Annotated in this window: 20 protein-coding genes and 6 pseudogenes; 18 read left to right on the forward strand and 8 right to left on the reverse strand. The window is 59.1% G+C overall.

What is annotated here, in order from left to right; genetic code table 11:
* Positions 1 to 24: 24 nt before the first annotated feature.
* Together GA829_RS34030 and GA829_RS34035 are read left to right on the forward strand one after the other, a co-directional pair.
* A complete protein-coding gene (locus GA829_RS34030) occupies positions 25 to 327 on the forward strand; it encodes a putative quinol monooxygenase (protein WP_258052432.1) in 303 nt (100 codons plus the stop codon).
* Between the two features lie 323 nt (positions 328 to 650).
* Entirely contained in the window at positions 651 to 2,216 is a 1,566-nt protein-coding gene (locus GA829_RS34035) for a hypothetical protein (RefSeq protein WP_258052433.1), read from the forward strand.
* A gap of 220 nt (positions 2,217 to 2,436) precedes the next feature.
* Here GA829_RS34035 and GA829_RS34040 read toward each other — a convergent pair whose 3' ends face one another.
* From GA829_RS34040 to GA829_RS34050, 3 genes and pseudogenes are all read right to left on the reverse strand, one after another.
* Positions 2,437 to 2,703: a hypothetical protein gene (locus GA829_RS34040; protein ID WP_195180201.1), complete on the reverse strand. Its 267-nt coding sequence runs from the start codon at positions 2,701 to 2,703 to the stop codon at positions 2,437 to 2,439.
* An 89-nt stretch (positions 2,704 to 2,792) separates the two neighbouring features.
* Positions 2,793 to 3,059: pseudogene (locus GA829_RS34045) on the reverse strand (multicopper oxidase domain-containing protein); the annotation flags it as partial.
* 70 nt (positions 3,060 to 3,129) lie between these two features.
* Positions 3,130 to 3,918 (reverse strand): nucleoside phosphorylase, encoded by a 789-nt coding sequence (locus GA829_RS34050; protein WP_195180202.1) that lies wholly within the window; start codon positions 3,916 to 3,918, stop codon positions 3,130 to 3,132.
* A 33-nt stretch (positions 3,919 to 3,951) separates the two neighbouring features.
* Between GA829_RS34050 and GA829_RS34055 the strand changes: the two are divergent.
* Positions 3,952 to 4,579: pseudogene (locus GA829_RS34055) on the forward strand (class I SAM-dependent methyltransferase).
* Between the two features lie 112 nt (positions 4,580 to 4,691).
* Here the strand turns inward: GA829_RS34055 and GA829_RS34060 are convergent.
* Positions 4,692 to 4,889: an integrase core domain-containing protein gene (locus GA829_RS34060; protein WP_195180203.1), complete on the reverse strand. Its 198-nt coding sequence runs from the start codon at positions 4,887 to 4,889 to the stop codon at positions 4,692 to 4,694.
* A 220-nt stretch (positions 4,890 to 5,109) separates the two neighbouring features.
* Between GA829_RS34060 and GA829_RS34065 the strand changes: the two genes are divergently transcribed.
* From GA829_RS34065 to GA829_RS34075, 3 genes are all read left to right on the forward strand, one after another.
* Positions 5,110 to 5,505 (forward strand): thioredoxin family protein, encoded by a 396-nt coding sequence (locus tag GA829_RS34065; protein WP_195180204.1) that lies wholly within the window; start codon positions 5,110 to 5,112, stop codon positions 5,503 to 5,505.
* A gap of 9 nt (positions 5,506 to 5,514) precedes the next feature.
* The gene (locus GA829_RS34070) at positions 5,515 to 6,234 is read left to right on the forward strand and encodes a cytochrome c biogenesis CcdA family protein (protein ID WP_195180205.1); all 720 of its coding nucleotides are present in this window, start codon (positions 5,515 to 5,517) and stop codon (positions 6,232 to 6,234) included.
* A gap of 101 nt (positions 6,235 to 6,335) precedes the next feature.
* Positions 6,336 to 6,638, forward strand: coding sequence for a hypothetical protein (locus GA829_RS34075; RefSeq protein WP_195180206.1), 303 nt, complete (start codon positions 6,336 to 6,338; stop codon positions 6,636 to 6,638).
* 229 nt (positions 6,639 to 6,867) lie between these two features.
* Here the strand turns inward: GA829_RS34075 and GA829_RS37055 are convergent, their stop codons facing one another.
* Positions 6,868 to 7,389, reverse strand: coding sequence for a hypothetical protein (locus GA829_RS37055; protein WP_258052437.1), 522 nt, complete (start codon positions 7,387 to 7,389; stop codon positions 6,868 to 6,870).
* Here GA829_RS37055 and GA829_RS34085 point away from each other — a divergent pair.
* Together GA829_RS34085 and GA829_RS34090 are read left to right on the forward strand one after the other, a co-directional pair.
* Positions 7,280 to 7,916: pseudogene (locus GA829_RS34085) on the forward strand (DUF2270 domain-containing protein). The gene GA829_RS37055 and the pseudogene GA829_RS34085 overlap by 110 nt on opposite strands.
* Before the next feature lie 245 nt (positions 7,917 to 8,161).
* Positions 8,162 to 8,281 (forward strand): annotated as a pseudogene (locus GA829_RS34090) (VIT1/CCC1 transporter family protein); the annotation flags it as partial.
* A 165-nt stretch (positions 8,282 to 8,446) separates the two neighbouring features.
* Here GA829_RS34090 and GA829_RS37060 read toward each other — a convergent pair.
* Complete coding sequence (locus GA829_RS37060) at positions 8,447 to 8,545, reverse strand: sulfocyanin-like copper-binding protein (protein ID WP_258052434.1); 99 nt, start codon at positions 8,543 to 8,545, stop codon at positions 8,447 to 8,449.
* Positions 8,546 to 8,868: 323 nt separating this feature from the next.
* Here GA829_RS37060 and GA829_RS37065 point away from each other — a divergent pair, with 323 nt between their 5' ends.
* From GA829_RS37065 to GA829_RS34145, 10 genes and pseudogenes are all read left to right on the forward strand, one after another.
* Positions 8,869 to 9,489 (forward strand): PepSY domain-containing protein, encoded by a 621-nt coding sequence (locus GA829_RS37065; protein ID WP_258052435.1) that lies wholly within the window; start codon positions 8,869 to 8,871, stop codon positions 9,487 to 9,489.
* A 43-nt stretch (positions 9,490 to 9,532) separates the two neighbouring features.
* Entirely contained in the window at positions 9,533 to 10,063 is a 531-nt protein-coding gene (locus tag GA829_RS34105) for a cytochrome b/b6 domain-containing protein (RefSeq protein ID WP_195180215.1), read from the forward strand.
* Positions 10,064 to 10,236: 173 nt separating this feature from the next.
* Positions 10,237 to 10,491 (forward strand): hypothetical protein, encoded by a 255-nt coding sequence (locus GA829_RS34110; RefSeq protein WP_195180217.1) that lies wholly within the window; start codon positions 10,237 to 10,239, stop codon positions 10,489 to 10,491.
* Positions 10,492 to 10,728: 237 nt separating this feature from the next.
* Positions 10,729 to 10,932: a hypothetical protein gene (locus GA829_RS34115; protein ID WP_195180208.1), complete on the forward strand. Its 204-nt coding sequence runs from the start codon at positions 10,729 to 10,731 to the stop codon at positions 10,930 to 10,932.
* Between the two features lie 178 nt (positions 10,933 to 11,110).
* Positions 11,111 to 12,163 (forward strand): sensor histidine kinase, encoded by a 1,053-nt coding sequence (locus GA829_RS34120; protein WP_195180209.1) that lies wholly within the window; start codon positions 11,111 to 11,113, stop codon positions 12,161 to 12,163.
* A gap of 66 nt (positions 12,164 to 12,229) precedes the next feature.
* On the forward strand, positions 12,230 to 12,595 hold the full coding sequence (locus GA829_RS34125) for a response regulator (protein WP_195180210.1): 366 nt from the start codon (positions 12,230 to 12,232) through the stop codon (positions 12,593 to 12,595).
* Positions 12,596 to 12,684: 89 nt separating this feature from the next.
* Positions 12,685 to 13,124, forward strand: a pseudogene (gene tnpA / locus GA829_RS34130) (IS66-like element accessory protein TnpA).
* Positions 13,108 to 13,461: an IS66 family insertion sequence element accessory protein TnpB gene (gene tnpB / locus GA829_RS34135; RefSeq protein ID WP_195180211.1), complete on the forward strand. Its 354-nt coding sequence runs from the start codon at positions 13,108 to 13,110 to the stop codon at positions 13,459 to 13,461. Before tnpA ends, tnpB begins: the two are co-directional and overlap by 17 nt.
* 44 nt (positions 13,462 to 13,505) lie before the next feature.
* Positions 13,506 to 15,101, forward strand: coding sequence for an IS66 family transposase (gene tnpC, locus GA829_RS34140; RefSeq protein ID WP_195180212.1), 1,596 nt, complete (start codon positions 13,506 to 13,508; stop codon positions 15,099 to 15,101).
* A 138-nt stretch (positions 15,102 to 15,239) separates the two neighbouring features.
* Complete coding sequence (locus GA829_RS34145) at positions 15,240 to 15,455, forward strand: hypothetical protein (protein WP_195180213.1); 216 nt, start codon at positions 15,240 to 15,242, stop codon at positions 15,453 to 15,455.
* Between the two features lie 195 nt (positions 15,456 to 15,650).
* Here the strand turns inward: GA829_RS34145 and GA829_RS34150 are convergent, their stop codons facing one another.
* Positions 15,651 to 15,854 carry a hypothetical protein gene (locus tag GA829_RS34150; protein ID WP_258052436.1) on the reverse strand — a complete coding sequence of 68 codons (204 nt, stop codon included), beginning with the start codon at positions 15,852 to 15,854 and terminating at the stop codon, positions 15,651 to 15,653.
* Between the two features lie 98 nt (positions 15,855 to 15,952).
* Positions 15,953 to 16,126 (reverse strand): annotated as a pseudogene (locus GA829_RS37700) (DUF982 domain-containing protein); the annotation flags it as partial.
* Between the last annotated feature and the right edge of the window lie 187 nt (positions 16,127 to 16,313).

Consider the following 16,313-nt stretch of genomic DNA (forward strand, 5'->3'; position numbering starts at 1 on the left):
CGTGCAGCCACCTTCGCGATCACCGTGACGTTTGAACTTATCAAGGGCGGCCTTCCCGAATTTCATCGGCTGGTTAGCGAGAACGCGGCGCTTTCCGTCAAGCTCGAGCCGGATTGCTTGCGCTTCGATGTGTTGACGCCGTTGGATGCAACCGGTTCCACGGGTGTTTTCCTCTATGAGATATATACGGATCGCGCGGCCTTTGACCTGCATCTTGCCTCGGACCATTTCCGTCAATTCGACCAGCGCTCGCGCGACCTGGTGATCAACAAGACCGTTCTCGCCTATGCCGTGCTGGAAAATGCCAAGGTCGCGGAACGCATATGAGCGGCTACGTCACCGCGTTTGATCTGTTCGGGACGAACGAGCCGGTTGCCGAACGTCGGACCCTTACGGCCGGACCGCTGACCGCGATCCTTGAAGAGGGCAACCTTCGCACGATCTGCTTCGCTGGCGTCGAGGCGGTCCGAGCGATCAACTATCTGGCGCGAGACGCATCCTGGGGCACATACAAGGCAGAGCTTTCGAACATTCGCATATCGGAAGACGAGGCCACGTTTGAGGTTGGCTACGACGGGCTGTGCACCGGTCCGCAGGGCCGCTTTTCCTACCGGATGACAATAAGAGGCAAGGATTCCGGCGCGCTGACGATGGAAGCGGAAGGCGTCGCTCTCACTGACTTCCCAACCAATCGCACCGGGTTCGTTGTGCTCCATCCTTCCGAGACAGCAGGCGGACGGCTGGCGATCACACACAGTGACGGCCGGATCGAGGAAACGGTATTTCCCGAGGCGATCAGCCCAGATCAGCCGGCCTTCGACATCGCCACGATGACGCACGAGCCGCAACCCGACATGGTCTGCACGGTCAGCATGGAAGGCGATGTTTTCGAGATGGAGGATCAGCGCAACTGGACCGACGCCTCGTTCAAGGCATATGTCCGTCCGCTGTCGAAGCCGCGACCCTATATCATCGCCAGCGGTTCGAAGGATGTCCAGCGTGTCACGGTCTCCATCCAGGCCAAGACACCGAAGACCCGCCCTCGAGCCGCAGACCGGGCGACGCTGACGCTAGGTGGACCTGCCGGACGGATGCCGGCCATGGCTCTGTTTCTCGACCCAGATGACCTGCCCGAAGCCTTGGCCTCAGCACCCCTGCTGGGCCCGGCACAGCAAGTTATTATCCGATTCGACAGCTCGCGCGGACATAATGCAAAGACGCTGGCAGAGGCATCCAGATTGGCTGCCTCGATCGGAGCCCTGCTGGCGATCGAGGCGGTCTTCGATGCGGTCGACCCGACGTCGGAGGCAAAGGCTGTCGTCAATGCGATCCGGTCGTCGGGTATCGAAGCCAGCGCTGTCCTGATTTCACCCCGGCGGGAATTCAAGACAAGGGGGTCGAACCTGGTCCCTCCGGGCGAACGGCCAGTCAGCGATCTCGTTGACGCGCTCAAATCAACCGGTATCACTGCTGCCATCGGCGCCGGCACCCCTTCCTTGTTCACTGAATTCAATCGCAACCCGCCAATCGGCGATGCCGATTTCATCTTCTTCGGCAACGCCGCGGTCGTACATGCAGCCGATGACCTTTCCGTCATGGAAACCTTGGGCGTCTATCCTTCCGTCATCGCCACGGCGCGGTGTCTGTGCCCGGAAAAACCGATTTGGCTCGGTCCCTGCACGATCGGAATGCGCCACAATCCCTACGGCCCCGGTGTGGCAGCAAATCCTGGTCGTGTCAGAATACCTGCTTCGGGCGAGGACCCTCGGCATGGCGCGCTGTTCGGTGCGGCCTTCGCGGTTGGTGTCGCAGCTGAGGCTGCCGCGGCTGGTGTCGACCGACTCATGATCGCGTCTCCAAACGGTTCATTCGGCCTGCTCGGCCCGACCGGAATTCACCTTCCTATCCAGGCAGTCCACGCCGCGCTCGCGGCCGCAGCCGGTGCGGAGCGCTACGAGGTGTCTTTCGATCGCTCGGGTATCGCGGCTGTTGCATATCGCAGCGGCGAGAGTACCCGCATCCTGATCGCAAATCTTACCCCCGAGGATATCGAGCTTTCGATCCCTCGGGCTATCGACTCAGCCTGTATCATCGAGCCGTCGGCGAAGGTTTCAACATTGCAAATCAAGTCGTTACTGCTGGGTCGCTATCGAACGATGATACTCACTGCATCCGCATCGGTCGATGCTCGATACCGCTCGGCGATAGCCCCTTGACCCAAGACGGACTACCGTTAGGCGTGCGTCTTAGAGGACATTCAGATTAGCGCTTGTAGGATCGGTCAGCCGTTTCCAGACTGCCCATTACGCGACTTTTTGAGCACAAATGGCGAACGGACGGAAGTCGGCCCTCGGGCCTATTCAAAAGGGTTTTCCAACCGTCGGACGCTCCGGAGCACCAAGTCGAAATTCGGCATAGGGCCACAGATCATGGCGATCAAGGCACCGTAGTCTCGCCGCAGGGCGTCGGCAGCAGGGCGAAGGTCGGCGGTTCGGCAGATGCACGGTCGTATTCCTTGCGGTTGAAAAACATGCGAGCATGAGCCACGCAGTCGGCGCCAAGATCCCTGTTCGCCATCGCCCGGCGGCCGGTTTCAGACTCCATGAGCCGATGAATGTTATAACCGTGGCGTGAGATCCGTTGTCCGCCACCACGCTGCTCACTCTTACGCTCAAACCAGTGCCGCAGGCCATGAAGGATCAAGACTTAGGCCCAAAAGGTCCGCTCCGGATCGACCGTCGTTACCACTTGTCATCGCAAAGAAGCCCGACCGCGTGATCAAACGATGTTGATCAAGCGGCGGCCGTCTCTCGCGAACTTGCCTGGTCGATCCTGATGGCGATGTGATGCCAGAAGGTGCCGGCATTAGGTGGTGTGAATTCGTAGGTGAAACGCTCGGCGGGCTTGATCGGCGATTGTGTCAAGCCCGGCACGCCATCCATGGCGTTCTACAACCTGATGCCGTGCCAATGAACCGTGGTGTTTTCGTCAAGCCCGTTCTCGACGACAATACGGATCGGCTGACCCCGTCTGATGCGAAGCGTCGGACCAGGGATCGTACAGGCGCCATCGAGGCGCGATCAGATCGAAAGTTGGAACCACGCGGCCATTGACGTGTCCATGCAAAAATCAAATGTCGTGCAGACCGACAATCACGCTTTCAAGCGCCATCAGTGCGTCCCGTGCGCCGTCCGCATCTCCTTTCTCGAAATCATCCCCGCTCTGCCCCATCGTATTGGTGACATGAGCAAGGCAGAGCACCCGCGCGCCTGCAGTGCGGGCAAAAGTGTAAAGTGCAGCCGCCTCCATCTCAACCGCGAGGATGCCTTTGGTCCGCGCTGCGTTGATGGCTTCGATGGTTTCACGAAAGGGCGCATCCGTCGTCCAGCTTGCCCCGACAATGCTATGCAGCCCCGTCTGCGCCAGCGCGCTTGCCGCCCGCGTCACAAGGTCAGGGACAGCCTCGGCGAACTCCGACGGAGGAGCGTAGTGATAGCTGGTCCCCTCGTCCCGCAACGCCCTGTCGATGACGACAAAGTAAGGTGGAGGCCCCGCCGGCACAATCTGCCCGGCCGAGGTGAGGCTCACGAGCAGCTGGCATCCAGTGGCGAAAAGTTCTTCGGCTACGAGGACGGCAAAGGACGCGCCGACCACCCGCCCCACAATCCCGACACGCTGGCCGCCAAGGTCGAATGTGTCCAGTTCGGTGTGATAGCAGGGCCAGTTCGCAAACGGTTGCGCTGACCCCGTTCGGCGCAAGTGGCGTACCAAGTCGCCATCCGGATCCAGAATGCATACTGGCGGCACTTGCTCAGCGGCCAACCCCTTCTGTCGCCGAGCCTCTCGCAACAGAGCCGCAGGGGTAAATACGGATGTCGTGGCTATGTGCTTGTTGTCGAGAATGGGTGGAGTGACCATATTCCGCTAACCTTGAACCGGAGGGAGAAACTTATGGGAAGCGAGAGCCGTCAGGCCCATTGGGAGGACGTGTACACCAGGAAAAGCGAGAAAGAAGTCAGCTGGTTTGAAGAGAATCCCGCTCCTTCGCTCGAACTGATTGCCGCTTTAGCGCCAACCAACGACCTGGCTATCATCGACATCGGAGGGGGTGCTTCACGTCTGGTTGATAGCCTTATCGAAAAGGGCTTTAGGGACATCACGGTCCTTGATTTGTCCTTCGCCGCATTGGAGGCTGCCAAAACCCGCCTTGGAGAACGGGCCGCGCAAGCCCATTGGCTCGTTGCCGATGCCACGAGATGGGAGCCGTCGCAAAACCTACGACATCTGGCATGACAGAGCCGCCTTCCATTTCCTTACCGAGGAGCAGGATCGTGTTGCCTACGTCGCGCGCCTGAGGCGAGCCCTAAAGGCCGGAGGACACGCGATCATTGCCACTTTTGCCCCTGACGGGCCAGACCGATGTAGCGGTCTTCGCGTAGAGCGTTATGATGCGACGAGCCTCGGCCAGACGCTCGGGCCGGGATTCGAGTTAGTCGACACTCGGCAGCATACGCATGTGACGCCTTGGGGTTCAACTCAGTCATTCCAAATCAGTATTTTTCGGCGGGTTGCCTCGTAGTAAGCGCCTCCCTGCACGATCTGTCGATCATTGAATTCCGGGCTGGAAATTACAGCGGAAAACTCAATTCTGAACGGTCCAGTTCCTGGAGATCGGATCATGATTTGTGGCCTCATGCGGCCAGCTTTTCCAGTCTCATTTTCGATGCGAACTCGGCTGGCGTGATGTTGGCAAGGGTCGAATGTGGTCGGTGCTCGTTATGATCCTCCTTCCATAGCTGAATCCCTGTCAGCACTTGGGCAAGGTTCAGAATTGCGACAAGCCGAACGACCGGGAGCAGCGTATTGCCTGAGATGATCTCGGAAGCCATGCAACGCGCTATAACGCGCATGCAGGCTATACAGCCGCTAGGAAAACGAGCTTCGCAAAAAGCCCCTATGACCGGTGCGGCAAAGAAGCCGAACGGATCTTTGTCAGGTGTGGAGTATCGCGCCAAATGTAACAAATCGGCTTTCCGTGACGAAGTACGAATTATCATCTCATGTCCGCCGTCACCCTTTTTTGGTGGGCAGACAGTTCAGGAGTGAGCCATGCTTGATCGACGTGCTTTTCTCATCGCTCTGACCGCCGCATCAACGTTCGCCTCGGCTCCTTCCGCGCTCGCCGCCGATCAGATGGCCTTCACCCAGCAGGCTTTCGACGCCGCGCAAAAGGCGGGCAAGCCAATCCTGGTCGAGATCACCGCGTCGTGGTGCCCGACTTGCAAGGCGCAGAAGCAGGTGCTTGGAGGGCTGCTACCCATGCCTGAGCACAAGAATCTGGCGGTCTTCGAAGTTGACTTCGACGCCCAAAAGGATGTCGTGCGGGCTTTCAACGCGCAAATGCAGAGCACGCTGATCACCTTCAAGGGCGCCACAGAAGTCGGAAGACTGGTCGGCGAAACCAAGGCGGATGCCATCAAGCAGCTGCTCGATACGACGATCTGAGCGACCGCTATGCTTGGTGGACTGGGTTTTTCGTTGCTTGCGGGTGTGCTATCGACGGTTTCGCCCTGCGTCCTTCCTTTGATCCCGGTCGTGCTCGGTGCCGCGGCGAGCCAGCATCGCTACGGCCCTGCGGCGCTAGCGGCTGGCTTGGCCATTTCGTTTACCACCATCGGTCTTTTCATCGCGACGATCGGGTTTTCAATCGGGCTTGACGGCGGCATCTTCCGGAGCGCCGCCGCGATCGTGATGCTTTGCCTCGGTTTCGTCCTCGTCGTTCCTTCATTTCAGGCGCAATTCTCGCTCGCCGCGGGGCCGGTCGGCAATTGGGCCGAACAACGCTTCGGCGGATTTTCGTCGGTCGGGCTGTGGGGCCAGTTCGGAGTCGGCCTGTTGCTCGGTGCGGTCTGGAGTCCATGCGTCGGTCCGACGTTGGGCGCCGCATCCGTGCTTGCGGCGCAAGGTCATAACCTCGCGCAGGTTGCCGTCACTATGATCATTTTCGGGATCGGCGCGGCACTTCCGCTTTTGATCCTTGGGACACTGTCGCGCGAAACTCTTTTGCGCTGGCGCGGTCAGTTGGCCAGTGCCGGCAGCGGGCTGAAAATCGCGCTCGGGTTTGTGCTGATCACCACCGCCGCTGCGATACTCACCGGCGTCGACAAGGCGATTGAAACCGCCTTCGTTAACGCCTCGCCCGCGTGGCTGACGGCCTTGACGACACGTTTTTGAAGAAACTCCCGACGGCATCGGGCGGCCGTGGAGACGTCGACTTGAAGCGCCCGAAACACCGCAACCGTTGCGCCATGCAATGGCGCAACAAGGAGGAAACAATGAACGCGTTGAAACTAACCACTCTGTTCTGTCTGTTCGGCCTTTCGGCTACACCGGTCTTGGCCGATGATGCGATGGGCATGATGAAAATGATGAAAGGTGGCGAGGTCATCGCCGTGATGCCTGACGGTCACATGGGAACGATGACCATGACCGATGAAAAGATGATGGGCGACATGATGAAGATGTCGAAGCCCCTCGATCATTGCGTCATGATGATGACCGGCGCCGACGGCAAGACCTACATGGTGGACACCTCGACGCCTGAGGCAACGAAAGAATGCGAGAAGATGGCGAAGTAGCATCCATTCGGCACGAAGCCGCCGGTTAAAGGCGGTTTCGTGCTGGGTGTCGCCAGGTTTGAATCCAGCGTCCGAGCAACAATCGCCTCTGAAGAATCGACCGGTTCAGGACCTGAATTCTCAAACTCGTTCTTCTGACCAACTTGAACGGTTGTCGCCAGCTTCAACCCGTACCACATCGCCCCTCCGGTCCGTGGTCGCGTCTCCGCATTTGTCTGCCGATTTGTGATTAGCCTATTGCGTACACCTTACTTTCATCGCGCGCGCGGGCGATGGTTTCGAGGAGCTGATGGCGGGCGGTAGCAGCGGCGCGCATGGCGGCGACATCCACATGAAGTGCGCACACCTCATCCGCTTCAGCGCCGAGGGGCATATCCCGGATATCGACCTCATAGCGCGGCCCGGTGATGGGTCGGATCGCAATCAAGACAGCACATCGACGGCAGGCCCGGCGCCCTGTGACGTTGTGCGTTCGCAAGAAAGTCTGGCTGCGCCCTCCGGCGGGGAAGGTGTCAAGCAGGCTCGGGAACGATATCTCCATTAAACTGTTTTCCAAGCAGGGTGGAGATGTGGTCATGGCAGATGCGTTGGCGGCCCCGCAACCCATCGGAAGACCGTTTTCGTCTGGCGAACTCGTCACCGTGATGTCGCATTTCCATCGCGCGGAGATTGCGCGCATGGCGGGATGGCGCGACCGTCTGGACCGGACGAGCAACTGGGCTATAACGGTCGTCGCGGCGATGCTTTCCATATCGCTTTCGACGGCCAGCGCGCATCACGGCGTGCTCCTGTTCGCCATGTTGCTTGTCCTCTTGTTGCTGTGGATAGAGGCACGGCGATATCGCTTCTTCGACTTCTACCGCGCCCCGCGTCAGACAATTCGAGCGCCACTATTTTGCACAGATTTTCTCACCGCAGCCGGACTTTGCCTCCGATTGGCTGTTGATCGTCGGGGAGAGCCTCCGCGCGCCCAAATTTCTGGTCTCACAACGCGTTGCGTTAGCGCGGCGTCTGCGCCGAAACTACATCCACATGCTGCTGATCCTTCTGCTTGCCTGGATCCTCAAACTGTCGACGCCTAGTCTTCTCACCGAAGGCGTCCGCGTCGGCTTCGTCGGTTCGGTACGCGAGGCCGTTAGTGCGGCAGCGCTGGGGCCAATCCCCGGCTTAGTCATCGTGGTTCTGGTCCGGCGGGACTCTACGCCGGCCTGCTGGTCACGACCTTTTCTCACTATCGGTCACGACGGCGAACTTTCCTTTGGCGACGTTCACGTGTAGGCGGCAACGCAAATCCCTATCGCGCGTTGTTGGTGCTTTACTTGTTCATTTTCGGCATGCCGATAACCGGAGCTTTGGCGTGGTACTTCAGCCTTGGTGCCATGGGCGAGATCCATGATCTCGCCAAGCGGTTGTCATCGTTGTCCGTCTCCCTCTATGGCAGCATTATTATGTAAATCGGGGGTGCTCATCAGGATGCTGCGGCCAGCCGCACGGCGTGCGCGGTGACCTCATGAGCCGTCTGCATGCGGCGCATTGGCTGGCTGCGGGCCGCAGTGCTTGGCGCCAATGACGGCATCGTCTCGACGGCGAGCCTGATCATCGGCGTGGCGGCAGCCAACGCCGTGGCCTCCAATGTTCTGGTGCCGGTATAGCGAAGGCGGATTACGATCCACTCCCCGCTATGCCCAACGTCAGGCGACGGTGATGCGGTCTTCAACCACACAAACATCGTGCACTACCCAGGCAGCCGTTCCGTCGCCCCGGCGGTTAACCTACAAAACTGCCGATCCCGTCCGCTTCCGAAAGGCCTATGGCTCGACGGTGAATTCGGCCCACATGCCGGCGCCATAGTGACCTGGCACGTTGCAGATAAGCAGGTATTTTCCAGCCTTCAGATCGACAGTCAACGAGCCTGATTTGCCGGGATCGAGCTCCGAAACCTCGCCCTTGTCGCCAGCCTTGTCTTCGTCGACCCGGTTCTCGCCTCAAGGTAAGGAAGCGGCTTGCCGGGATCAGCAAGGTACATCACGATCATTTCGTGAACGTGTCCTTGGGAGTCATTTTTCACATTGAATTGTGACCTCCCCAGCCTTCACCGCACCGGGCGAAGCCTTGATGCCCTATGGTCGCCTTGGCGAGATCGAGGCCAGGCGCTGCATAGGCGAGACCCATCGGCATCTCCGTACTCGCGCCCTTGTCCCACAGCGAAATCTGGACAAGCGAAGGCAGCGTGGACGGCGCCGGCACTGCCGGCCATGAGCATTGCGGCAGCAAGCCCGAGCGCTGCTCTCCTCGATATGGTTTTCATAGCGATCCTCTTTCAGGAAGGCAGCTGAAGCGCTCTTCATCCTGGCTCGTCATCCTGCTTGCGGTGTCACCCGCCGTCCTTGCGCCAGATCAAACCGTCCGGCGCGAGCCCGATCGGCGATGCCGATCCAGCTGTCAGCCAGTTGTCAGGTTGAACTGGTTTATGCCGCACCGATGGCGTCATGTTCGCCGTCTGACTGAAGTCGATTCGAAATCCTACCCACAGGCGCAACATCCGCGCCCACTCTTCAAAAATGGAGCCATCATGTACCGCACTCTTGTTCTAGCCGCCCTCGCGGGCTTGATTGCAGGGCCAGCACTCGCCGCAGGCGGCAGCTGCAGCACCGCCCCGAAATCACAGTTCAAGCCGAAAGCAACGCTCGAGGCGCAGTTGACCGGCGAAGGCCTCACTGTCCGACAGATCAAGGTGGAGAAGGGCTGCTACGAAGTCTACGCGGTGGACAAGGCCGGCAAGAAGGTGAACTTGGCCTACAATGCCGAAACCCTTGAAAAACTTGACAATGCCGAAGCCGGCGAAAACTGATCTGAGCGTTTCGGAGGCCGCGGACGCGCAGCCATCTCCGGAGATGGTACGCGTCTGGGATCGGGTCGTGCGAAGTTTCCACTGGGCGCTGGTGCTCAGCTTCGTCACGGCCTGGTTCACCTCCCATTCCTGGGAGAATATCCATCACTGGGCTGGATACGCCGCTGCCGGGCTGGTCGCGATGCGGCTCGTGTGGGGCGTTATGGGCACGCCCTATGCGCGCTTCTCACAATTCGTGCGTGATCCTGCGACGGTGCTGCGCTATCTCGCGGCAATACTGAGCAGTCGCGAAGACCACTACATCGGCCACAATCCGGCTGGTGGCGCGATGGTGATCCTACTGATTGCGGCGATGGGTTCAACCGGGCTGACCGGATGGCTGATGACGACGGACACCTATTTCGGCGTGTCGTGGGTTGAGGCGGCGCACAGCCTGGCTGCACACGGCCTGCTGCTGCTCGTCTTCCTCCACATTGGCGGCGTTGTGCTGGCAAGCTTTCGCCATCGCGAAAACCTGGTTCGAGCCATGATCACGGGGCGAAAACGCAAAGCCGAGCCGGCCGACGTCGCCTGACGATGCGACTGGGGCGAATGGATCGGACACATCCGATTTCGGTGAGCGAGCTCTTTAACTCGGCGACCCGTGAACCGGGAACGCACCTTTTCTGATTCGATCCGCTTCGAAGCTGCCAGCCTCTGTTTCCTGTTCATTGCCTCCCATCAGAGCCTTCAAATTTGGAGAGCATCATGACTACGGCTGATTTCAATATCACTGTTTCGAAAGTAGCGACCATGGCGCCAACGAAACTTCGACTGGGTTCCCTGACAGCGTTGGTGATTTCGATGGTCGGCTCCGGCGTCTTCAGCCTCCCGCAGAACATGGCGGCTGGCGCTGGTCCCCTGGCAACCCTGATTGGTTCGTCGATCACCGTGGTCGGCTGTTCAGCTACCAGCAACTCCAGCGCCGGCGCCGCTGGTCGTGCTGCCGGGGAATGTGAATAAGTTCAAGGAAATCGTCCTTCAGGTCCAGTTCGCTATGCTGGCATTCGGTTATTACAATGGAGACCTTGGACGGCTGTCAGCCCTCTCAAGAGCGAACGTCAGACGTCGTGGCTCCAAAGTGGCACGGCAGCTTCTTGCGGAACAGATACATTCCCTGCAAGCCGATCGCTTGGTGCCAGCCTACCACTGTGGAACCGTATGGCGCTCAACCGCGTTGATCTCCAGAGGAGATCAGATATGTCTGCGAGAGAAGAAGACTACCGAACCAATAGGGCCGACTTTGCGAATGTGGCCGGTGGCCGTTTTGCCGCCGATGGCGTTAGAGATGAGTTGGCGGCCCGAAAAAAGAAGACTCTATGGCTAAAAGATCAGCGAACAGCCAAGTTGGCGGAAAACCCCTTGGAAAGCTTGCCGCAACATAAAGTCAGGCCTCGCGGCTAGTCCCGGGAGGATATGGCCTTGTCTGCGCGCCGTTCAAAGGCAGATTTATGTTCATAGCGAAAGATGCTCGACGTGATAGCGTGGGACATGTTTTTCGATTGAACATGATTTTTCGATCGACGTTCATGCCGAGTGATGGCTCGCTTCGCGAGCTTTCGGCCCCTGAGGGCCAAGTATTATGGCGTCACACCTAACCCCACACTTGGAAGCTGCGAGCACGATTGCCGTGGTCGTGTCGTCAAACGAACCTCTTTTGTTCCTGACGGACAGCATGAAGGTTATTGCGGCCAGCGCTTCGTTTTGCCGGACCTTCGAGATCGACCCGGCCTTGGTCCCCGGCCGGATGCTGTCAGAACTTGGTGCGGGCGAATGGGGTATGGCAAAGCTTGCTTCGCTGCTCAAGGCGACTGCCTCGGGAAGCGCTGAAATCGCAGCCTATGAAGTTGACCTTGTTCGACCGGGGCGGAAAATCCAACAGTTGGTTGTGAACGCCCGCAAGCTGGATGATGGCGATAATGACCACATTCGGCTGTTGATGGCGGTAACCGACGTCACTGACGCTCGCGCAGACGCGAGGCAAAAGGACGATCTGATCCGGGAGAAGGCTATCCTTATGCAGGAGGTCCAGCATCGGGTTGCCAACAGCCTCCAGATCATCGCGAGCGTGTTGATGCAGAGCGCCCGCAGGGTTCAATCCGAGGAGGCTCGCGGCCATCTGCACGACGCCCATAACCGGGTGATGTCAATTGCAGCAGTGCAGCGGCATCTTGCATCGTCTGGGGCTGGCAAGGTGATACTTCGAACATATTTCGTGCAGCTCTGTGAAAGCCTCGCCGCGTCGATGATCTACGATCGAGACCGGCTCACAATCGCCGTAACCGTTGACGACAGTGTCGTGAAGTCGGACGCGTCGATAAGCTTGGGCCTGATCGTTACCGAACTCGTGATCAATGCACTAAAGCACGCCTTTCCTGAACAACGCTCCGGCAAGATCACGGTCGACTATCGCTCGGATGGGGGAGATTGGACCCTTTCTGTGAAAGACGATGGCATTGGCATACCGACCGGCCGAGGTGCCGCAAAGCCAGGGTTAGGCACTGGCATTGTCGAGGCCCTCGTCAAGAATTTGCAGAGTGAGATTAGGGTAACCGACGGCAAGCCTGGCACTGCAGTGTCGATTATCCACACGCAAACAGCCCACGCAGGTGAAGATTTGCCAGCGGCGGCGTAGCCCGATGATCAGCTCATGCAACCGTTAGGCCACGCGAACGTTCGTCCCGTACAATCCGGAAAATTCATGACCCGCAAGGCTGTCATTCTCATCGTTGAAGACATCGCTATCATCAGGATGGGAGCAGTCGACCTTGTTTCATCTGCGGGGTACGAGGCGCTTGAAGCAAGCAATGCCGATGAGGCGATCCGGCTTCTGGAGGCGCGTTCGGATATCGACCTGGTGTTTACCGATGTCGGGATGCCCGGAACAATGGATGGCATCAAATTGGCGCATTACATTCGCAACCGATGGCCGCCTGTAAAGCTAATCGTGGCATCTGGCAGGGCAATCATCGAAGAGATCGAGCTTCCAGAAGGAAGCCGATTTTTTCCTAAGCCTTACAGCGAGAGCACGATAGTCGAAGAGATGCGCCGGATGGTGCGGATCTGATTGATACGAAGTAAGCGCGCAAATCCCCGCACCTGTTCATTGATCAGGCAGTGAGGGAGTCTGTGTCCACAAGGGAGACAGTGGACACAATGACATTGGATGGCACGGGAATATCAGGGCAGCTTCGGGTCGTGCGGGTTCTTCGCAACGGCAAGCGACGGTTTGATCCGGTTGAGAAGGAACGCTTGATCGATGCGGCCCTTGAGCCGGGGTATCGGTTGCAGGGCTGGCGCTGGAGCATGGGGTCAACGCCAATCAGTTGCGCAATTGGGTCAAGCTGCGCCAGGACCAGCGGGCGGAGAACGCGTTGACGGTTCTGCCGGCCTGCGCGGCGTCGACCTTTATTCCAGTGGTCGAGGCAGCGCCGATTGCGCGGCCGCCGGCCACGACGGGTCGGCCGACATCGCCACGGGTGCGCTTGAAGGCGTCGCTGCCGAACGGGGTGCGGCTTGAGCTTGAAGGTGCGGATGCCCAGGCTCTATCGGCGATGATCGAAGCGTTGGGGCGTTGCGATGTTCCGGCTGGCTGATGATCTACGTGTCTATCTTCACCGGGAGCCGATCGACTTCCGGGCGGGGATCAACAGCCTTGCGATCCTGGTCGAGCAGTCGATGGGCCTCAACCCGTTCGATCGCGCGGTGTTCGCCTTCTGCAATCGCCGCCGCACCCGGATGAAATTACTATTCTTTGATCGGTCGGGCTTTGTGATGGTGCTGAAGGCGCTGACGGAAGACAAGTTCCGCTGGCCTCGGCGGCAGGAGACAGTGGTGCCGCTTGACGCCGAGCAATTGCACTGGCTGCTCGACGGCATTGATATCGACGCGATGGTCCGCCACCCGGTGCGGCAATATCAGTTTGTCGGCTGAATTTGGCCGTTGACGTTACGGCATGCTTCAGATTCAAGAATCCGATGAATCGAGCCGGCACCCCGACCGTTGCGGAATTGATGGCGCTTCTGGCGGCGAATGCGGCCGAAATCGCTGCGCTGAAGGCCGAGCGGGAAGCTCTTGCGCAGCGCGTCGTCAAGCTTGAGGAAGAACTGGCGCTCGCGCGGCTGCATCGTTTTGCGCCGCGCAGCGAAAAGCACATGGATCGCGTCTTCAACGAAGCGGAGAAGAACGCGGTTGAAGGGGACGACGAGGGCTGCGACGGGACGGATTGCGTTGATCTGCCGAACACGGGATTGCCGGAGGCCGAAAAGGCGGAAGGCAAGAAACCCGGCCGAAGACGCCTGCCGGAGAACCTGCCGCGCGAGCGCGTCGAATACGACCTTGCCGACGATCAGAAGAATTGCCCGTGCTGCGGCGACCGGATGCATCGCATGGGCGAGCTGGTTACCGAGCAGCTTCATATCGAGGTGAAGGCGAAGGTTTTGCAGAATGCGCGGTTCAAATATGCTTGCCGGCACTGCGACCGCACTGGGATCAGCACGCCAATCGTCATTGCGCCGATGCCCGCGCAGCCTTTGCCTGGCAGTGTCGCCACGGCCTCGACGCTGGCCTTCGCGCTCGTTCATAAATATGTTGATGGCACGCCGCTCTATCGTCTGGCGCAAGCCTTCGAGCGTGCCGGCGTTCCTGTCAGCCGCGGCGCGCTGGGCCACTGGGTGATCGGCTCGAGCGAAAGGCACCTCATTCGCGTCTATGACGCGCTGAAGCTGCGGCTCCGGTCCCAGACCGTCATCCATGGCGACGAGACCACGGTCCAGGTGCTGAAGGAAAAGGACAAGGCCCCCACCAGCACCTCGTACATGTGGGCCTATCGCAACGGCGAGGACAGCGAGCAGCCGATCGTGCTGTTCGATTATCAGCCCGGTCGCGGGCAAGAATACCCGCAGACCTTCCTCGCCGATTATCGCGGCATCTTGATGAGTGACGGCTACTCGGCCTGGCGCACGTTGAAAGGCGCCACGCATGTCGGTTGCATGGCTCATGCCAGGCGACGCTTTGTCGAAGCCCTCAAGGCAAGGAAGAAACCCGGCGGGCCGCCGGCGCAGGCCCTCAAGTTCTTCGACCAGCTCTACCGCATCGAAAGGCAGGCGCGGGACGAAAAGCCGGACGACGGGGATGAAACGCAGGCCGACTACCTGCGTCGCTTTCGCCATAAACACAGCGTCCCGGTCCTGAGCGCCCTCAAGGCCTGGCTCGACGCAATCGCTCCAAAGGTCGTGCCCGACACCAAGCTTGGCGATGCCGTCTCCTATACACTCAATCAATGGGAATATCTGACGCGCTATACAGATGACGGCAGGATGCCGATCGACAACAATCTTCTGGAGCGGGACATCCGACTTTTTGCAACCGGAAGAAAGAGTTGGCTCTTCAGCGATACCGTGGATGGGGCCAAGGCCAGCGCTGTCATCTACAGCCTCATGCTGACCTGTCGGGCATGCCGCGTCGAACCCTTCGCGTGGTTGCGCCACGTCCTAACCGAACTGCCGCAGCGTCCCGACAACGCCGATATAGAGGACCTGCTGCCCCACAACTTCAAAAAGCAGCCTGCCTGACCCTCCGCTTCAAGCCGCTTTACGACGTGCACTGAAATGCGCGCTTACGATACGAATCCCTAATAGGGATTTATAAAATCCGCCCGGAAAGCGTTCTCTGTACGCGTGAATGTAGACCAGGTGTGCGCTAGGAAAACATTGGCAAAAAGGAGTGGGCAGCTGGCCTACACGCTGATTTGGTACGGCAAACAGGGCATGGTCGAGAAAATGCCGTTCGACGGTGAGAAAGCCGCACGGGATTACGCGCTGGCGCAGTTTCCGGCCAGAACCCAGGACGGCATCGTGGCGGTGGAAGTTCGCAAGGACGACGGCACGGTCGTTTCAGCCAGGCAGGCACCAGCTAAATCATGCTGATAGACAGGAAGAATTTAGGTCTTCTATTGTGACGCCTTGACCTAAACCTTTGGGAGCCCGCGCCTCTGGCGGAGAGCGCGGGCCGATCAGATTTTCGGAACCCAATATTCGGCAGATAGCGAGGGGTCGATACCTACCGCACAGCACAAACTCGCAGAGATCGCCGTCCTGAGCGGTCCATAAGCTGACAGGCATTTAACGTTGCGCCTTCAAAATCCTGGCCTCCCGCAGCAGGGATGCCCGATCGGTGCCAACCATGCCGATCAGTGCCTGAGCCTGCGCCTCGGTGATGCCGGTTTCGCGCGCCAGGAAACGGACGAGAAAGTCTTCTTGCTCCTCCCTGTGTCCACGGTCCCGCCGTTTCTCATCGGCGATGTATGACGATTTGGGCTGCTCCACCGAACGCGGTGGGGGTCGTCATCATGGATACCTTGCACGTTTAGACCAGCTTCCTTGGCAGCCGCCAGAAACGCCCGACGGGCTTTTTCAACATCGTCCGCGGTAGTCATTGAGTGCGTGCAAGCTTGCAGCGCGTCCAGATATCTTGGGCCGTGCGCTTGAGGCCACTTCTCCATCATCAAGACGGCAGTCTCGGACGCACTGCACAGGGTGAGAACTTCGCCATTAGGTAACTCAACTGTCACTGGTACCCTGAATAAAGCGTCTTTCATCGTCACCCCCTTATCAATCAATCTCAGCGAACGGAGTGTGAACTCGATGCCAATCTCAATCACCGCAGCGTTTTCGGGGCTATATCAGATCGGCGAAGCCTTCAGGTGGCCGGGTTCGATGAAAGGCTCAGACCCAAGCATCCATTGGCAGCTTGGGGCGTTGAGACTGACGTCAACGGGCTTTCAA

The sequence above is a fragment of the Mesorhizobium sp. INR15 genome, assembly GCF_015500075.1.
Classification (GTDB): Bacteria; Pseudomonadota; Alphaproteobacteria; order Rhizobiales; family Rhizobiaceae; genus Mesorhizobium.